The following is a 15,946-nucleotide window of genomic DNA, read 5'->3' as shown; positions in this document are numbered from 1 at the left end:
TTAGGTAATGTGTTATGTTATAGCCAAGTTTTACTTGGCTATTTTTCATGATGAAGTCAAAGCGTTCTTTCTTACTTCTATTTCATTAACTTCATCCTCATTTTTTGCTACTTCAATTTGATATTGAATCCACATTGCAGCAAATGAAACATAATAAAATGTGAAGAAGTTGTGGTTAGCCATTAAAAATAGTGATAAAGCAATAATTTGCATTATCAAATTAGGTTTTTTGTTGAAGTAGACAATACTCATTACATTGAGGTATCCTATATATGCAACAAACAAAATAAAAGGCAATATACCCGCCTCACCAATTACAGTAAGAAATGAATTGTGAACTCCTTTGCCGTGACCTTCTTTTCCTGAAAAGGATCCATAACCATTACCAATAAATGGTGAATCTAATATTTTGTCATAAAATTTAGCCCATGTATCTTCCCTTGAATCCTCACTCAATTCTTCTGATGTAACCCCACCATCATTACTGATGATACTTTTTAATTGCTCAAATCTTGGATTATTTAGACCGACCATTTCATCAATAAAAAAAAGTGTACTTATTATAAGAAATCCAAGACCAAATATTCTAATATTTTTAATACTAATTTTTAGAGAAATAATATTGATTAGAAGCCAAATCAAAATAAATGTTCTAGAAAAGGTTAACAATCCTGCTAGAGTACATATAAACTGTGCAGTTAATTTAATCCCTGCATTTTTTAGTCCATAAGTTGTGGCATAACCTGTAATACATATAAAACCAGCTTCGTTAGGAGCTAAATAAAACCCACTGTATCTACCAAAATCACTTGTAAACATAACTGCCTCTAATATTATGGTGGCAGAGCCAATTACTAGAAAAAAATTATATTCAGAGACGCTTATATTTTTTACCATTTCATAAGCACAAATGAGATAAATAAAATACTTTATGGTGTCATAAATAAACCCTGAGGTTAATCCAATAAATTGAAATCCACCAATCATAAAGAATAAAATAGATATAATAATAAGCCACCAATTTGGGCGTGTTTTTTTACCAAAGAAATAATATAGTGTGAGAAATAGAATAGTTAGGTAGCTCAGTAAACTACCAACACCACCACCATAGGCAGATAATGCCACAGAAGGAAGGTTTAGCACAACTAAGGCGAAACATATGTACTTTAGGATTCTCATTTACTCTGCATTAGAAAATTTAGTAGGTTAAAAATATAGAATTCAAAATTAAAACTGGAAATAAATAAATTCTTGTTGTTCACCTGTGTAGACAAACATTAGAATAATCAGTAACATATAAAAGCCCCACCTTAACGGTTTATTTATAAAATCAATTTTTTGAATAGCGTACTCACCAGACCTTCCAAGCCACTCAACAGTTATAAATATGGCTACCAAACCCAGAACTGTTATGGGCACAATTTCGGGTTTGGTAAAAAGAGAACCAGAAAGCATGTCCCTTACATAAACGAAAGCGTTCGTTACGTTGTCGGCCCTGAAAAATACCCATGCAACAAGTGTTATGAAAAAGGTAAACAACATTTGAAAAAATTCCTTCATGGTAGGTAAGTATCTTCCTTCTGCTACCAAATTGGTATTAACCCTGTTCTTTTTTAGAAGAAGCAAGGGTAGAAAGTATATGGCGTTCAAAACACCCCAAACAACGAATGTCCAGTTGGCTCCATGCCAAAATCCGCTGACAATAAAAATTATAAAAGTGTTTCTAATCTTCATCTTTGTGCCACCTCTGCTGCCACCTAATGGAATGTATAAGTAATCTCTAAACCAGGTAGACAAAGATATATGCCATCGCCTCCAAAACTCAGCAATATCTCTTGAGAAGTATGGGAAAGCAAAATTTCGTTTTAGGTTAAAGCCAAATAAACGCGAGATACCAATGGCAATATCAGAATAACCAGAAAAATCACCGTAAATCTGAAAGGCAAAGAAAAAGGCTCCAAGTAAAAGTGTACTTCCTGAATATTCGTATTGGTTGTTGAAAATCATATTGGCATATGTAGCACAATTATCGGCAATGACCACTTTTTTGAACAATCCCCAAAGTGCTTGCCTTAATCCATCCACCGCATTTTTATAAACAAACTCTCTTTTTTCATGGAACTGTGGCAAAAGGTTAGTGGCTCTTTCGATCGGTCCTGCAACCAGCTGTGGAAAAAAGCTAACAAATGCCATAAAAGCCAAGAAATCCTTTGTAGGCTCTAACTTTCTGTTGTATACGTCTATTGTGTAGCTTAAGGTTTGAAAGGTGTAGAAGCTTATACCGACGGGGAGGATGATGTTAAGTGTATTGATGCTGAGTTGTCCACCAAAAAAGGTAAACGAGTCCACTAGACTATCTACAAAGAAATTGTAATATTTAAAAAAACCCAGAAATCCAAGGTTTACGCAGATACTTGTCCAAAGAAGCACTTTGCGCTTAGATGGCTTGTCTTCAGCATTAAGCTTCTGGCCAATAGTGTAATCAACCAATGAGCTAAACAGTATCAAAAACAAAAAACGCCAATCCCACCAACCGTAGAAAACATAGCTAGAAAACGCAATCAATAGATTTTGCTGTTTAATACGCTTATTGCCAATAAGCCAGTAAAGAGAAAAAACTATCGGTAAAAAAATGAAAAATTCTAGAGAATTAAAAAGCATGTTCGTTTTTAATTGAGTTGCTCTGATTTTATAATACTGACTAGTTGTTGGCTTATTTTTAGGGCACCTTTACCATTTGCATGATGAAAATCAGAGAAGTCATTGTCTGTAAAGTTGAATGTATTTGATTTATAACTGTTTAAATCATAGTATCCCACATCTTTATATTCACGAAAGTATTTTTTATAAAAATCATTTTCATCATTATTAGAACCCAACATTAATCTTGAAGGGGGATAAGGTGTTCTTAACACTATGAGCTTAATTTTATTTGCTTTGGTGAGTTTATGGATTTTATCAAAATAAAATTTGAATCGATCTTTATTAAAATTCTTGTTCTCGAAATTTGGAATAGGTTCAAAGTTCTTAATATCATTTTTCGTAACTACGGTTGTATCATAATGAAACCCTTTATACCAATTTTTTTTGGGTGCTTTAGAATTACTTTTTGAAAAAATGGATTTAATATCTTGCTTAATGTAGTTATTAAACTTCATTAATGGAATGAGATAATTTACTGTGCCCTTACTTCCATAGCCTTTAACAACTAATTCAAATTTGTGTTCCGAAGATTTAAAAAAAGAAGCATTTGAATATACTTGATAATAATTTATAAAATCATCACAAGATCCGAGATATGTTTCTAAAACAAGATATTTTGGCTTTTGATAATCTAAGATTTCCTTAAGTGTATAGTATGATTCAGTAATGTCTTGTGAAGATGTACCCATGTTAAAAGATATCAGGTTTAAACCTGAATCAATAACTTTAGGATTTAAAGATGTATAAGCTCTACTTGAACCCAAAATAATTAAATCATAAGTATTCAGATTATTATGAATACTATTCCATTTTAAGTAGTTTTTATGAGTTTTGTTTTTAATAGCTTCATGAGCAGGTAATTCATACTTTAAAACTATTAGTAAGTTGATAATTACGAATATCAAGAGACCATAAGATATATGTTTTAAAAATTTTTTCATTTAAGACAAGTGTTGTGATATTAAATCTTTCCAACTTGATGTTACATGTGTATCTAAAAACTTTTCGGTGGTTTTTTGTGACTCCTTAGAAAACGATAATCTCAAATCTTCATTTTTGACTAATTTTTGTAAATATTCTACAAACATAGCTTGATCATCTACTGGGGCCAGAAAACCGTTTTCACCATTTATGATTAACTCAGAGGGACCATAATTACAATCGGTTGATAATGAAGGTACGCCAAAGTGCATAGCTTCTAATAATACATTAGGGAACCCTTCTGCTTTCGATGCAAATGCAAAAACAGACGCTTTGTTATAATAGTCATGGACATTTTTAACCTTAGGTAAAATTTCAACTTTGTCTGAAAGGTTCAATTCCTTAATAAGCGCTTTTAATTTAGTTTCATTAGGTCCTTCACCAAGTAGTATTAATTTCCAATCATTCAATTGAAGTTGATGAAAAGCTGCAATGATCCTTTCCTGTCTTTTGTCATTATTAAAAGTCCCAACAGATAATATAATATTTTCTCTATCAGTACTGTATTCTTTACGTAGTTTTGAAAGTTCTGAAGAAATAGGGTTAGGTAAAACCACCATATCCTTTGTCCTTATCATATGTTCATATACCTGCTTTACTTTTTCAGTTTGCACAATTAAACAGTTAGCTCTAGGATAAATATATTTTCGCAATATTGTCCAAAATTTTGGTATATCGTTCTTCAAAGGATCATTACGTTCACTTATCAGACACGGGATTCGATTAAGCTTAGCTGCAATTACTGCTTTTATATTTGCCTGTGTGATAAACCCAATAAGTAAATCAATTTTCTCTTGTTTAGTAATTTTACTCACTTTTTTTAAAATAGCGTAATTCAGTTTTAATGAACCCAAAAAAGACTTTGGATTCGTTAATTTTTTAAAACAAGAGACAACATTTACAGATTCATTTAAAGTATAAAAGGGGTCAGACTCAATAAAAGTAATTATTGTAACCTTGTAATCTTTTACTAGACCATTACTTAAATTGGATATAACACGTTCAGCACCACCAGGACTTAGAGCACCAATAACAAAGGCTATGTGTTTTTTCTTGGTATTCAAAATTAAATAATTACAAGTTTAATTGTAAGTTAGCATTAGCTTTTAGCTAACCCAAAGCCTTACTTTCCAATAGAGGAGTATTCAAATCCTATTTCAGTCATCTCATCTTTATTAAGTATATTTCTACCATCAAAAATGAAAGCTGGTTTTTTCATAAGATTGAAAATCTTTTTCCAATCGTAAGTTTTAAACTCATCCCATTCAGTCATTATGGCGATTGCATGTGCATCTTTGACTGCCTCATAAGGATCATCAAAAGTTTCAACTAAGGCTTTATTTTCATCCTCCGAACGTGTTTGTAAATAGTTAAGATCTACATACACTTTTTTACTAGGTACTTTGGGATCATATACTGCAATATTGGCTTGCTCACTCAACAAATGATCAGCAACATAAATTGCCGCAGATTCTCGAGTATCATTTGTGTCCTTTTTGAATGCCCAGCCTAGCATGGCAATTTTCTTACCAGATACAGTATTATAAAGGGTACTGATTAAATTATCAGAAAATCTTCTTTTTTGGTGATCGTTTAGTATTATCACTTGTTCCCAGTAATCAGCAACTTCATTTAATCCATAACTTCTTGCAATATAAACTAAGTTTAGAATGTCCTTTTGGAAACAAGAACCACCAAAGCCAATAGAAGCATTTAAGAATTTAGAACCAATTCTAGAGTCCATGCCAATCGCTCTTGCAACTTCACTAACATCCGCTTCGGTTCTCTCACAAAGCTCAGAAATAGCATTAATAGAAGAAATACGCTGTGCTAAAAATGCATTTGCAGTTAATTTTGATAACTCTGATGACCAAACATTAGTTCTTAAAATTTGGTCTTGTGGTACCCAACTACCATAAATATTTGCTAAAGCTTCAATTGCTTCTTCAGATTCCCCACCAATAAGAACTCTATCTGGGTTTAATAGATCTTGAATTGCTGTACCTTCAGCCAAAAACTCAGGGTTTGATAATATGTCGAACTTAACATTACTTCCAGTATTGTGTAGTATACTTTTAATTGCTTGAGCCGTTCTTACTGGTAAGGTAGATTTCTCAACTACAATTTTATCTGTTTTTGCAACATCTGCAATGTTTCTTGCACAAAGCTCTACATATTTTAAATCGGCAGCCATTCCTTTTCCTTTACCATAAGTTTTGGTTGGAGTATTAACTGAAATAAAAATCATTTCAGATTCATCGATAGCCTTATCTATTTCTGTTGAAAAATATAAGTTCTTTCCTCTTGTTTCTGCAACAATTTCGGCTAAACCAGGCTCATATATTGGTAACTTAGATACATCTTTATCATTCCAAGCATCAATACGCTCTTGATTAATATCTACAATAGTAACTTGAATGTTAGGATTCATTTTAGCAATTACAGCCATTGTAGGTCCCCCTACATAGCCAGCTCCAATACAGCAAATTTTTGAAATTTTCATTTTAAATTTATGTGTTTGACTTGGGTTAATTTATTTAATTTCACAAAAGTGTAGGAATTATTTAAGTAACTACAAATTAATATATCAACTACTGCTTTTTACGATAAACTTCATTCAATTTGTATAGAAGGATTTATTATATCCTTATAAAACATAATATTATTTATTGTAATATGATTTGTACCAGTTTACAAACGACTTAACTCCCTCTTTTATAGAGGTGTTAGGTCTATAGTCGTAATCTTTGATAAGTTGATCTACATCCGCCCATGTTTTTTCAACATCACCTGGTTGTATGTCCATCATATTTTTGTCGGCTTCTTTACCTAGATTTAATTCTATTTCTTTTATGAAATCTAGCAGTTTTACAGAGTTGTTATTACCAATGTTATAAACTTTATATAAGGTTTTTGTATTCAAACGTTCGTCAGTAGGTTTTTCGCATATACGAACAACCCCTTCAACAATATCATCTATATAAGTGAAATCACGTTCCATTTTTCCATGGTTAAAAACCTTAATTGGCCTATCGTTTACGATGGCATCGGTAAATAAGAACATTGCCATGTCCGGTCGTCCCCAAGGACCGTATACTGTAAAGAATCTCAGACCTGTAGTTGGGATATTGAATAAATGGCTATACGTATGTGCCATTAATTCGTTACTCTTTTTAGTGGCAGCATATAAGCTGATAGGGTGATCTACATTGTCATCCGTTGAAAATGGTATCTTTTTATTTAGTCCATAAACACTTGAGCTACTGGCATAGACTAGATGTTTTATGTTGTTATGCCTGCAACATTCAAGAATGTTTAAAAAGCCGACTAAGTTAGAATCTATATAAGTTTCAGGATTTTCAAGGCTATATCTAACACCAGCTTGAGCAGCAAGGTTACAAACAACATCAAATTTTTCTTGTTCGAAAAGTTTTGGTAGCGCTTCTCGGTCTTCAAGATTCATGCGTACAAAGGAAAATTTATCATTTGTACTTTTACATAAGCTATTGAAGGTTACGGCATCGTTTCTTTTGATACCTAATTCTTCTAGTCTTGAAAATTTAAGATTAACATCGTAGTAGTCATTAATATTATCTAGGCCTACAACTACATGTCCTTTTTCAAGTAAAACTTTAGATGTAAAAAAGCCAATGAATCCGGCAGCACCAGTTACAAGAATTTTCATTTATAAGTAGATTTAAGTTTAGGATTCAAATATTGAAATTAAATTCTTAGAATAAATATTTATACTATGAAACTATGAAATTACTCGTTAATGTAACTCATAACTAATATTTTAGCTATCGAGTCACAATTTTCAACATGTAATAGTATCTCTTTATCTTTGTATATATTGTCAATATAATAAACCTTACAAGAGTCTAAATTTGTTTTACTTTTAGAAAAGTCTACATTTCCAAATTTTATGAGGTTGACTACAGTTGTAGAATCTATAGCATTAATCGTTATAAAATTTGAAACATCATTAGAATATATGATGGGTTTAGAACTTATGTTTTTCACCGTTCTGGCGTTTGGACCGTAATCACAAGACGCATTTTTACCATTTAGAAAAAACATCAATATAATAAGACCTATAGCAAAGCCACTAAGATAATAGGCTAAGCGCTGTGTAAATTTCATGTATGATATAAATTTAGAAAATTAATAAGTTGGCATCATTATAATCCAAACCAAACCAATCTGCAACAGATTTATTAGTTAAAATGCCGTGGTAAAAATACAATCCATTCTTTAATCCTCTATCAAAACGTAAAGCATTTTCTAAACCGCCATGTTCCCCAATTTGAAGTAGGTAAGGGGTAAAAATATTACTTATGGATACGGACGCAGTTCTAGAATATCTCGCAGGAATGTTGGGTACACAATAATGTATAACACCATTGTATTCGAATGTGGGATGATCATGAGTAGTAACTTCACTAGTTTCAAAACAACCTCCCATATCAATACTTACATCGATAACTACTGATCCAGGTTTCATGTGCTCAACCATGGTTTGAGTTACTACTACTGGTGAACGATTGGTTCCTCTCACGGCACCGATAGCCACATCACAACGCTTTAAAGCTTTTAATAAATTTTTGGGTTGCATTGTAGAGGTGTATACAGATCTTCCCAAACTGTTTTGAATACAACGCAATCTCGAAATAGAACTATCAAATATTTTTATGTTGGCACCAAGTCCTATTGCCGATTTAGCAGCAAATTCTCCAACAGTACCAGCACCAAGTATTAAAACCTCTGTTGGTGGTACACCATTTATATTTCCTAGCATTAATCCATTACCACCATTAACATTAGACAATAATTCTGAAGCAATCAAAATAGATGCTGTTCCGGCAATTTCACTAAGCGATCTTACTGCAGGATATGCTCCATCTTCGTCTTTAATGTATTCGAAAGCCAAAGCCGTTATGCGCTTTTTGGCCAGAGCTTCAAAATAGGTTTTTTTTTGTGTTTTGATTTGAAGGGCCGAAATAAGAATAGTTTGAGGGTTGATAAGAGATATTTCATCTAAAGATGGAGGTTCAACTTTTAAAACCATAGGACAAGAGTAAACTTTTGCCTTGTCTTTAGTAACCTCGGCACCAGCTTCACTATAATCTTTGTCCTTAAAATTTGCACCCTCACCAGCACCAGACTCAAACAAAACTCTATGACCATTTGCCGTTAGAGCAGAGACTGCATCGGGAGTTAAACAAACACGGCTTTCCTGAAAATGGGTTTCTTTTGGAATACCAATGTATAGTTCGCCTTTTTGTTTAAAGATTTCTAAGGTTTCTTCTTGCGGTAATAATTGGGCCTTTGTAAATGGTGATAAAGATTTACTCATTAAAGTTAGAAATTGACTAGTGTCTGCAAGATAATAAAACACAATCTCGCAACATAAAATTAAATGAACTAACTTTTAAGTTACGAATAAAATTGAAATGAAAGTAAATTTTTTAAAAATACTGCTTCACTTTGCCCCAGAAGGTTTTGGGTTTAATCATAAACTCTTCTTCGAGTTCCTCCATGGTTTTATCATGGTCATTTATTTTATTAAACATTTTCGCTCTAATTAAATAAATTGAAGGAAAGATGATCGCCATTATAGGAAGTAACCATACAATATCTGCTACATCTAGATATCTTGCGTCAAAATTTAGCGCAACTACAAATTGATATGTAAACATGGTTATAGGGACTAATAAGGCGTGGTACCACCAGTGTCTACATGTGAAAAACCAAATTATTGATAGTAATAATGGTATGATCTTCATTGAAAGTACCCAAAAAGCAACATTGGCACTTCCATATTCAGTACTTTCATAAGTCCCAAGAATTGTATCCCATTTTTGAGTATCTGGAACAAATTCATATAGGTAAAACAAAAAGGGAGTAGCAGCAACTAATGTAGCAACTAAACTCCCTAAAAAAATTTTTCGATTATACGATTTTTTATCCAGCTGGCGGAACTTTAAGTTTTCTTTTGTCAACTTGTGTTGTAATTTGTCCATCTAAGTCAATGATGTTAGTTGCTTGTACAGTAAATAACACTCCTCCAAAGATGGCAATTGCTAGTACTAGTTTTTTAGCTTTCATAATTTAAGGGATTTAATTAATTAATTACTACAAATTTACAGTGCATTTGAAGCCTCTGAAAATGAATAAATGTTAAAATCCAATAAATTACTAGTGTGAGATTACGGTTTTTCCGTAATTCCATAACTCTTGGGATAGAATGTTAGTTGAAATTGTCTAAAATTTCGGTTCTGTCATAGCGTTATTTTCGGTTAAAAGTTTCTTATTTATAGTTAATTTGAGGGATCTTTCTGTGTTATCTGCTTTTTCTATAATTATGGTTTGGGTGTTCTCAGGAAGTATTTCTTCAATACGGTCTGCCCATTCAATAAATAACCAGTGGTTACTATACAGATAGTCTTCAATACCAAAATTATAGGCTTCTTCAATACTTTCAATTCTGTAAAAATCGAAGTGGAAGACCTTGTCATTCGGTACATTATATTCATTAACAATTGAAAACGTAGGACTGGTAGCTGTATCATTACTTTGCATAGCTTTCAGTAGTGCATTGATAAACGTTGTTTTACCAGCACCCATTTCACCTTCAAACAATATGGTCTTAACATCAAATTGATTAAGGATGTGCTTGGCAACCTTGTCTATGTCTTCTAAACGATATGTTAATTCATATTTATACACCTAAATCCTATATTTACAATTTAGGCTACAATGTTAGCAATAAAATATTGAAAATCCTAGGAAAAAGTGCATTTCATCGGATATTTATGCTTTTAAAGGATTTATTTAGGGTCTAAAACTACAAATGGAATAATCATTTCTTCCAATGAAACCCCTCCGTGCTGATAGGTATTTCTGTAGTAACTTACGTAATGATTGAAGTTGTTTGGATATGCTAAAAATAGATCGCCTTTTGCAAAAATAAAGGAACTACTCATGGTCAATGCAGGTAAATGTATGGATTTGGGATTTTTAACGGCCATAACATCCTTATCTTGATAGGTAAGGCTTCTTCCTGTTTTGTATCTTAGGTTAAGACTAGTATCTCTATCTCCAATAACTTTGGTTGGTGCCTTAACGTTTATGGTGCCATGATCAGTTGTTAATATTAGTTTAAATCCTAATTGTTGTGATAATTGAATCATTTCCAATAATGGTGAATTTTTAAACCAACTTTGTGTTAGTGATCGGTAAGCTTTATCATTGGATGCTAACTCTTTAACGACTTCCATTTCTGTTTTGGAATGTGAAAGCATATCGACAAAGTTATAAACAACAACACTTAAATCATTATTCTTTAGGCTTCTAAAGTTTTCAACTAGCTTTTTACCAGACTTTAAATTGGTGATTTTATGGTATTCGTATTTAATATGATTTAATCCTAAACGTTTTAACTGTTCTCTCAAAAAATCCTCTTCATGCAAATTTTTGCCACCTTCATCCACATCATTCTTCCAATATTGAGGAAAAAGCTTTTCCATATCACCAGGCATTAGTCCAGAAAAAATGGCATTTCTTGCATATTGCGTAGCTGTAGGTAAAATACTGTAATAGGAGATTTCAGAATTTTTTTTGTAATAATTATTTACAAATGGCTCAAAGGCTTTCCATTGATCATAACGTAAATTGTCAATAACTACAAGTAATGTAGGTTGTTTGTCACTCAATTCGGGCACAATTTTTTCTTTAAACAACGTATGCGACATAATAGGTGCGTCTGCACTAGGTTGAAACCAATTTTCGTAATTTTTTTCAATAAACTTTCCAAATTGTAAATTGGCTTCTGTTTTTTGAGATTCTAAAATATCTGTCATCCCGACATCTTCAATATCTTCTAGTTGAAGCTCCCAATAGATTAGTTTTTGGTATAATTCTACCCATTCTTCGTATGAGTTCACCATGGACAAATCCAAAGCAATTTTTCTAAATTCCTGTTGATAATTGGATGTGGTCTTTTCGGAAACTAGGCGAGAGTTATCTAAATTCTTTTTTAAACTTAATAATATTTGGTTTGGGTTTACAGGCTTAATGAGATAATCAGCAATTTTTCTACCTATCGCCTCTTCCATAATATATTCTTCCTCACTCTTTGTAATCATCACCACAGGAAGGTTTGGACGACGTTCCTTGATTTCATTCAGAGTTTCCAGACCAGTAAGACCTGGCATGTTTTCGTCTAAAAAAACTATGTCAAAGTTAATATCATTAATAATCTCAAGCGCTTCTGTACCACTTTTGCAAGTGGTTACCTCATATTGTTTTTGTTCTAAAAAGAGAATATGTGGTTTTAATAAATCAATTTCATCATCTACCCAGAGAATATTTATGTTGTTCATGTATATTTGTTTTCTAATTAATGAATATTTAGTTTGAAGTCTAATAATAAACTCAAAATATTTAACGATCCAATTTACGGATTTATTACGATTCCTAATTCGTTAATTTTCGACCTTATTCAGCACAAATATTTCCAAAGATTACGTCGTATTACTCAAATGGGATTGTCATATTTGGTATATCCAGGTGCGCATCATACACGATTCCATCATGCTTTGGGAAGTATGCATTTAATGCAAAAGGCTATTAATGTGCTTCGTTTTAAAGGAGTTACAATCTCAGAAGAGGAAGAAAATGGACTTTTAATTGCTATTTTATTGCATGATATTGGTCACGGTCCTTTTTCACATGCAATGGAGCACAGTATTGTAAATAACATTTCTCATGAAGAAATTTCATTGCAGTTTATGGAAAAACTCAATAGAGAGTTTAACGGAAGTTTAACGTTAGCCATATCCATTTTTAGAGGTGAATACCCTCGAAGATTTATGTGTCAACTTATATCTAGTCAATTAGATATGGATAGGGCAGACTACCTTAAACGCGACAGTTTTTACACCGGTGTCGCCGAAGGTAATATTAATAGCGAACGTTTGATTACCATGTTAAATGTAGTAAATGATCATCTAGTCGTCGAAGAAAAGGGGATATACAGTGTAGAAAAGTTTTTGGTAGCCAGGAGGTTTATGTACTGGCAAGTATATTTACATAAAACAGGTATTGTTGCAGAGCAATTGTTAACTAGGACATTAAAAAGAGCAAAGGAGCTCGTTCAAAAAGGGGTGCAACTAAACTGCAGTAAACCATTAGAATTCTTTTTAACTTCTGAAGTCAATTTAAAGAGTTTTGACACCGAAACCTTAGAGGTTTTTGCAAAGCTGGACGATTATGATATTGTTGCCGCTATGAAGTTGTGGAGAGAACATGAAGATTTTGTGCTTAGCAATTTGTGTGAGATGATTATTGATAGAGATTTACTAAAAATTAAAATAAAAAATAAAATAATCAAAAACTCAGATTTGAACATCCATAATAAAGCCCTAATGGATAAGTATGGTATTTCAAAAGAAGAAGCAGATTACTTTGTCTTTACTGGTGAAATAACAAACGTAGCCTATCAGAATAAAAAAGAGAATATTAACATCCTACTTAAGTCCGGTAAAATAAAAGATATAGTTAAAGCTTCCGATCAATTAAACTTAAAAGCATTAAGTAAACCAGTTACTAAATATTATATGTGCTATCCTAAAAAGAAAATGTGAGACATTTTTTCTATTTTTGCGGAAACCAATCAATATTTAAAGGTATTTATTTGAAACATTTATATCCAATAATTGACTCTAAAGAATACAGACTTTCTTTAATGTTCCATGTGACCTGTAAAAAAATAGATAAAAACACATGAAATTTACAGCAGAACAAATCGCAGGTATTTTACAAGGAACAGTAATTGGTGATCCTAGTATTGAAGTATCCAAACTTGCAAAAATAGAAGAAGGTACAGAAGGGTCATTAACATTTCTTGCAAATCCAAAGTATAAACCTTATATATATACAACAAAGTCTTCAATTACTATTGTTAATGCAGATTTTGAACCAGAACATTCACTTAGTACCACTTTAATTAAGGTCGATGATGCTTACGGTGCGTTCACAAAGCTTTTGGAGTATTATAACCAAATTAAATTAAATAAATCAGGAATCGAACAGCCTTGTTTTGTTCCAGACACAGCTAAAATTGGTGACGACATTTACATTGGCGCCTTTACCTATATTGGTGATAATGTAAAATTGGGAAATAATGTGAAGATTTTTCCTAATTCATATATCGGAGACAATGTAGTTATTGGTGACAATACTATTGTTTTTTCTGGAGGAAAGGTTTACTCAGATTGTATTATAGGTGCTAATTGTGTTATTAACTCTGGAGCCATTATAGGTGCAGACGGCTTTGGTTTTGCGCCAAATGATAAAGGTGAGTATTCTAAGGTACCACAAATAGGTAATGTTATTCTAGAAGATTTTGTTGATATTGGTGCAGGTACAACAATTGATAGAGCCACTTTGGGGTCTACGATTATTAGAAGAGGTGTTAAACTCGATAACCAAATTCAAATTGCTCATAACGTTGAAATTGGAAAAAATACTGTAATCGCTGCTCAAACAGGAATCGCAGGATCTACCAAAATTGGTGAGAATTGCCAAATAGGTGGGCAAGTGGGGATTGTAGGCCATATAACCATTGGTAATAACGTTAAGATTCAAGCTCAATCAGGTATTGGAAGACATGTTAAGGACAATGAGGTCTTGCAAGGTTCACCTGCATTGACCTATGGTGATTATAACAAGTCTTATGTGTACTTTAAAAATTTACCGAAGATCGTTAAAAGTATAAATGAAATTGAAAAAAAAGTAGATGGCAATAATTAAGACGGAAATAAAACAAAAGACCATTGAAAAAGAAGTAAAACTCGAAGGGGTTGGTCTTCATACCGGTGCCGATGTCACCTTAGTCTTTAAGCCTGGTGCAGAAAATTCAGGTTATTTATTTGAGCGTATAGATCTTGAAGGGCACCCAAAGATTGAAGCAGATGCAAATTATGTGACAAATACGCAACGCGGTACTTGTTTAGAGAAAAATGGAGTAACCATTCAAACGTGTGAGCATGTATTAGCTGCTTTGGTAGGCCTAGATATAGATAATGCTGTAATTCAACTTGATGCCTCTGAACCACCGATCATGGATGGTTCTTCAAAGTTTTTTGTCGAAGCTTTAGAAAAAGCTGGCATAGTAGAGCAAGATGCTTTTAGAGAGGAGTATGAAGTAAAAGAAGTGGTGTCTTACGCAGATGAATCTACTGGTAGCGAAATTATCCTAATGCCGTCCGATACTTATAAGGTAACTACAATGGTAGATTTTGGAACTAAAGTATTAGGTACTCAAAACGCTACAATGAATTCAGTTTCTGAATTTAAAGATCAAATCTCTGACTCAAGGACGTTTAGTTTTTTACATGAATTGGAAATGCTTCTTGAACATGGTTTGATTAAAGGTGGTGATCTTAATAATGCCATAGTGTACGTTGATAAAGAACTATCTGAAGGCACTATGGATAAACTTCGTAAGGCCTTTAATAAAGAAAATATTGCAGTAAAACCTAACGGAATTTTAGACAATTTAACCTTGCATCATCCTAACGAAGCAGCACGCCATAAATTATTAGATGTTGTAGGTGATTTAGCACTTATTGGTACGCGAATTAGAGGTAAGGTCATTGCGAATAAGCCAGGGCATTTTGTGAACACCCAGTTCGCAAAGAAAATGTCTAAAATCATTAAAAATGAGAGACGCAATAATGTACCACAAATAGATTTGAATTCACCACCATTAATGGATGTAAATCAAATCATGAATATGTTACCGCACAGACAGCCATTTTTACTTTTAGATAAGGTCTATGAATTGACAGAGAATTATGTCATCGGTATGAAAAATGTCACTATGAACGAAGAGTTCTTTCAAGGGCATTTTCCTGGTGCACCAGTAATGCCAGGCGTACTGATTGTAGAAGCTATGGCACAAACAGGTGGAATTTTAGTTTTAAGTACAGTTCCAGACCCTGAAAATTACCTTACGTTCTTTATGAAAATGGACAATGTAAAGTTCAAACAAAAAGTAGTTCCTGGTGATACTCTTATCTTTAAGTGTGAACTTATAACACCAATCAGACGTGGTATCTGTCACATGCAAGGCTATGCCTATACCAATGGTAAGCTATGTGCAGAAGCCGAATTAATGGCACAAATAACAAAAGTTAAGTAATGAACCGAGCGAATATTATTTTTCAAACCGTTCATAATTTGTTAATAGGCGAAT

The 15,946-nt window shown here is 32.8% G+C and carries 15 protein-coding genes; 3 read left to right on the top strand and 12 right to left on the bottom strand.

Annotated elements, in window-relative coordinates; all coding sequences use genetic code 11:
* Positions 1-45 precede the first annotated feature (45 nt).
* The 12 genes from ACFQ1K_RS03505 to porX form a co-directional block, all read right to left on the bottom strand.
* Positions 46-1,179 carry an O-antigen ligase family protein gene (locus ACFQ1K_RS03505; RefSeq protein WP_320555022.1) on the bottom strand — a complete coding sequence of 378 codons (1,134 nt, stop codon included), beginning with the start codon at positions 1,177-1,179 and terminating at the stop codon, positions 46-48.
* A gap of 48 nt (positions 1,180-1,227) precedes the next feature.
* Positions 1,228-2,661, bottom strand: a complete 1,434-nt coding sequence (locus tag ACFQ1K_RS03500; RefSeq protein WP_320555021.1) for an MBOAT family O-acyltransferase — start codon at positions 2,659-2,661, stop codon at positions 1,228-1,230.
* Between the two features lie 8 nt (positions 2,662-2,669).
* A complete protein-coding gene (locus ACFQ1K_RS03495) occupies positions 2,670-3,644 on the bottom strand; it encodes a hypothetical protein (protein WP_320555020.1) in 975 nt (324 codons plus the stop codon).
* Complete coding sequence (locus tag ACFQ1K_RS03490; protein WP_320555019.1) at positions 3,645-4,748, bottom strand: glycosyltransferase family 4 protein; 1,104 nt, start codon at positions 4,746-4,748, stop codon at positions 3,645-3,647.
* Between the two features lie 59 nt (positions 4,749-4,807).
* The gene (locus tag ACFQ1K_RS03485; protein WP_320555018.1) at positions 4,808-6,187 is read right to left on the bottom strand and encodes a nucleotide sugar dehydrogenase; all 1,380 of its coding nucleotides are present in this window, start codon (positions 6,185-6,187) and stop codon (positions 4,808-4,810) included.
* A gap of 159 nt (positions 6,188-6,346) precedes the next feature.
* Entirely contained in the window at positions 6,347-7,369 is a 1,023-nt protein-coding gene (locus tag ACFQ1K_RS03480) for an NAD-dependent epimerase (RefSeq protein ID WP_320555017.1), read from the bottom strand.
* A gap of 80 nt (positions 7,370-7,449) precedes the next feature.
* Entirely contained in the window at positions 7,450-7,827 is a 378-nt protein-coding gene (locus ACFQ1K_RS03475; RefSeq protein WP_320555016.1) for a hypothetical protein, read from the bottom strand.
* Between the two features lie 13 nt (positions 7,828-7,840).
* Entirely contained in the window at positions 7,841-9,040 is a 1,200-nt protein-coding gene (locus tag ACFQ1K_RS03470) for an alanine dehydrogenase (RefSeq protein WP_320555015.1), read from the bottom strand.
* Between the two features lie 112 nt (positions 9,041-9,152).
* Positions 9,153-9,686, bottom strand: coding sequence for a hypothetical protein (locus ACFQ1K_RS03465; RefSeq protein WP_386133831.1), 534 nt, complete (start codon positions 9,684-9,686; stop codon positions 9,153-9,155).
* On the bottom strand, positions 9,649-9,792 hold the full coding sequence (locus ACFQ1K_RS03460; RefSeq protein ID WP_386133828.1) for a hypothetical protein: 144 nt from the start codon (positions 9,790-9,792) through the stop codon (positions 9,649-9,651). Before ACFQ1K_RS03460 ends, ACFQ1K_RS03465 begins: the two co-directional genes overlap by 38 nt.
* Before the next feature lie 156 nt (positions 9,793-9,948).
* Complete coding sequence (gene tsaE, locus ACFQ1K_RS03455; protein WP_320555013.1) at positions 9,949-10,413, bottom strand: tRNA (adenosine(37)-N6)-threonylcarbamoyltransferase complex ATPase subunit type 1 TsaE; 465 nt, start codon at positions 10,411-10,413, stop codon at positions 9,949-9,951.
* 101 nt (positions 10,414-10,514) lie between these two features.
* Entirely contained in the window at positions 10,515-12,068 is a 1,554-nt protein-coding gene (gene porX, locus ACFQ1K_RS03450) for a T9SS response regulator signal transducer PorX (RefSeq protein WP_320555012.1), read from the bottom strand.
* Between the two features lie 33 nt (positions 12,069-12,101).
* Between porX and ACFQ1K_RS03445 the strand changes: the two genes are divergently transcribed.
* From ACFQ1K_RS03445 to ACFQ1K_RS03435, 3 genes are all read left to right on the top strand, one after another.
* A complete protein-coding gene (locus ACFQ1K_RS03445) occupies positions 12,102-13,331 on the top strand; it encodes an HD domain-containing protein (protein ID WP_320555011.1) in 1,230 nt (409 codons plus the stop codon).
* Between the two features lie 139 nt (positions 13,332-13,470).
* Positions 13,471-14,499, top strand: coding sequence for a UDP-3-O-(3-hydroxymyristoyl)glucosamine N-acyltransferase (gene lpxD / locus ACFQ1K_RS03440; protein WP_320555010.1), 1,029 nt, complete (start codon positions 13,471-13,473; stop codon positions 14,497-14,499).
* On the top strand, positions 14,486-15,892 hold the full coding sequence (locus tag ACFQ1K_RS03435) for a bifunctional UDP-3-O-[3-hydroxymyristoyl] N-acetylglucosamine deacetylase/3-hydroxyacyl-ACP dehydratase (RefSeq protein ID WP_320555009.1): 1,407 nt from the start codon (positions 14,486-14,488) through the stop codon (positions 15,890-15,892). Before lpxD ends, ACFQ1K_RS03435 begins: the two co-directional genes overlap by 14 nt.
* Positions 15,893-15,946 lie beyond the last annotated feature (54 nt).

Source organism: Winogradskyella aquimaris (genome assembly GCF_042676105.1).
GTDB lineage: Bacteria > Bacteroidota > Bacteroidia > Flavobacteriales > Flavobacteriaceae > Winogradskyella > Winogradskyella aquimaris.
The sequence above is the reverse complement of the archived record's forward strand: the minus strand, read 5'-3'. Positions and strand labels throughout refer to the sequence as shown.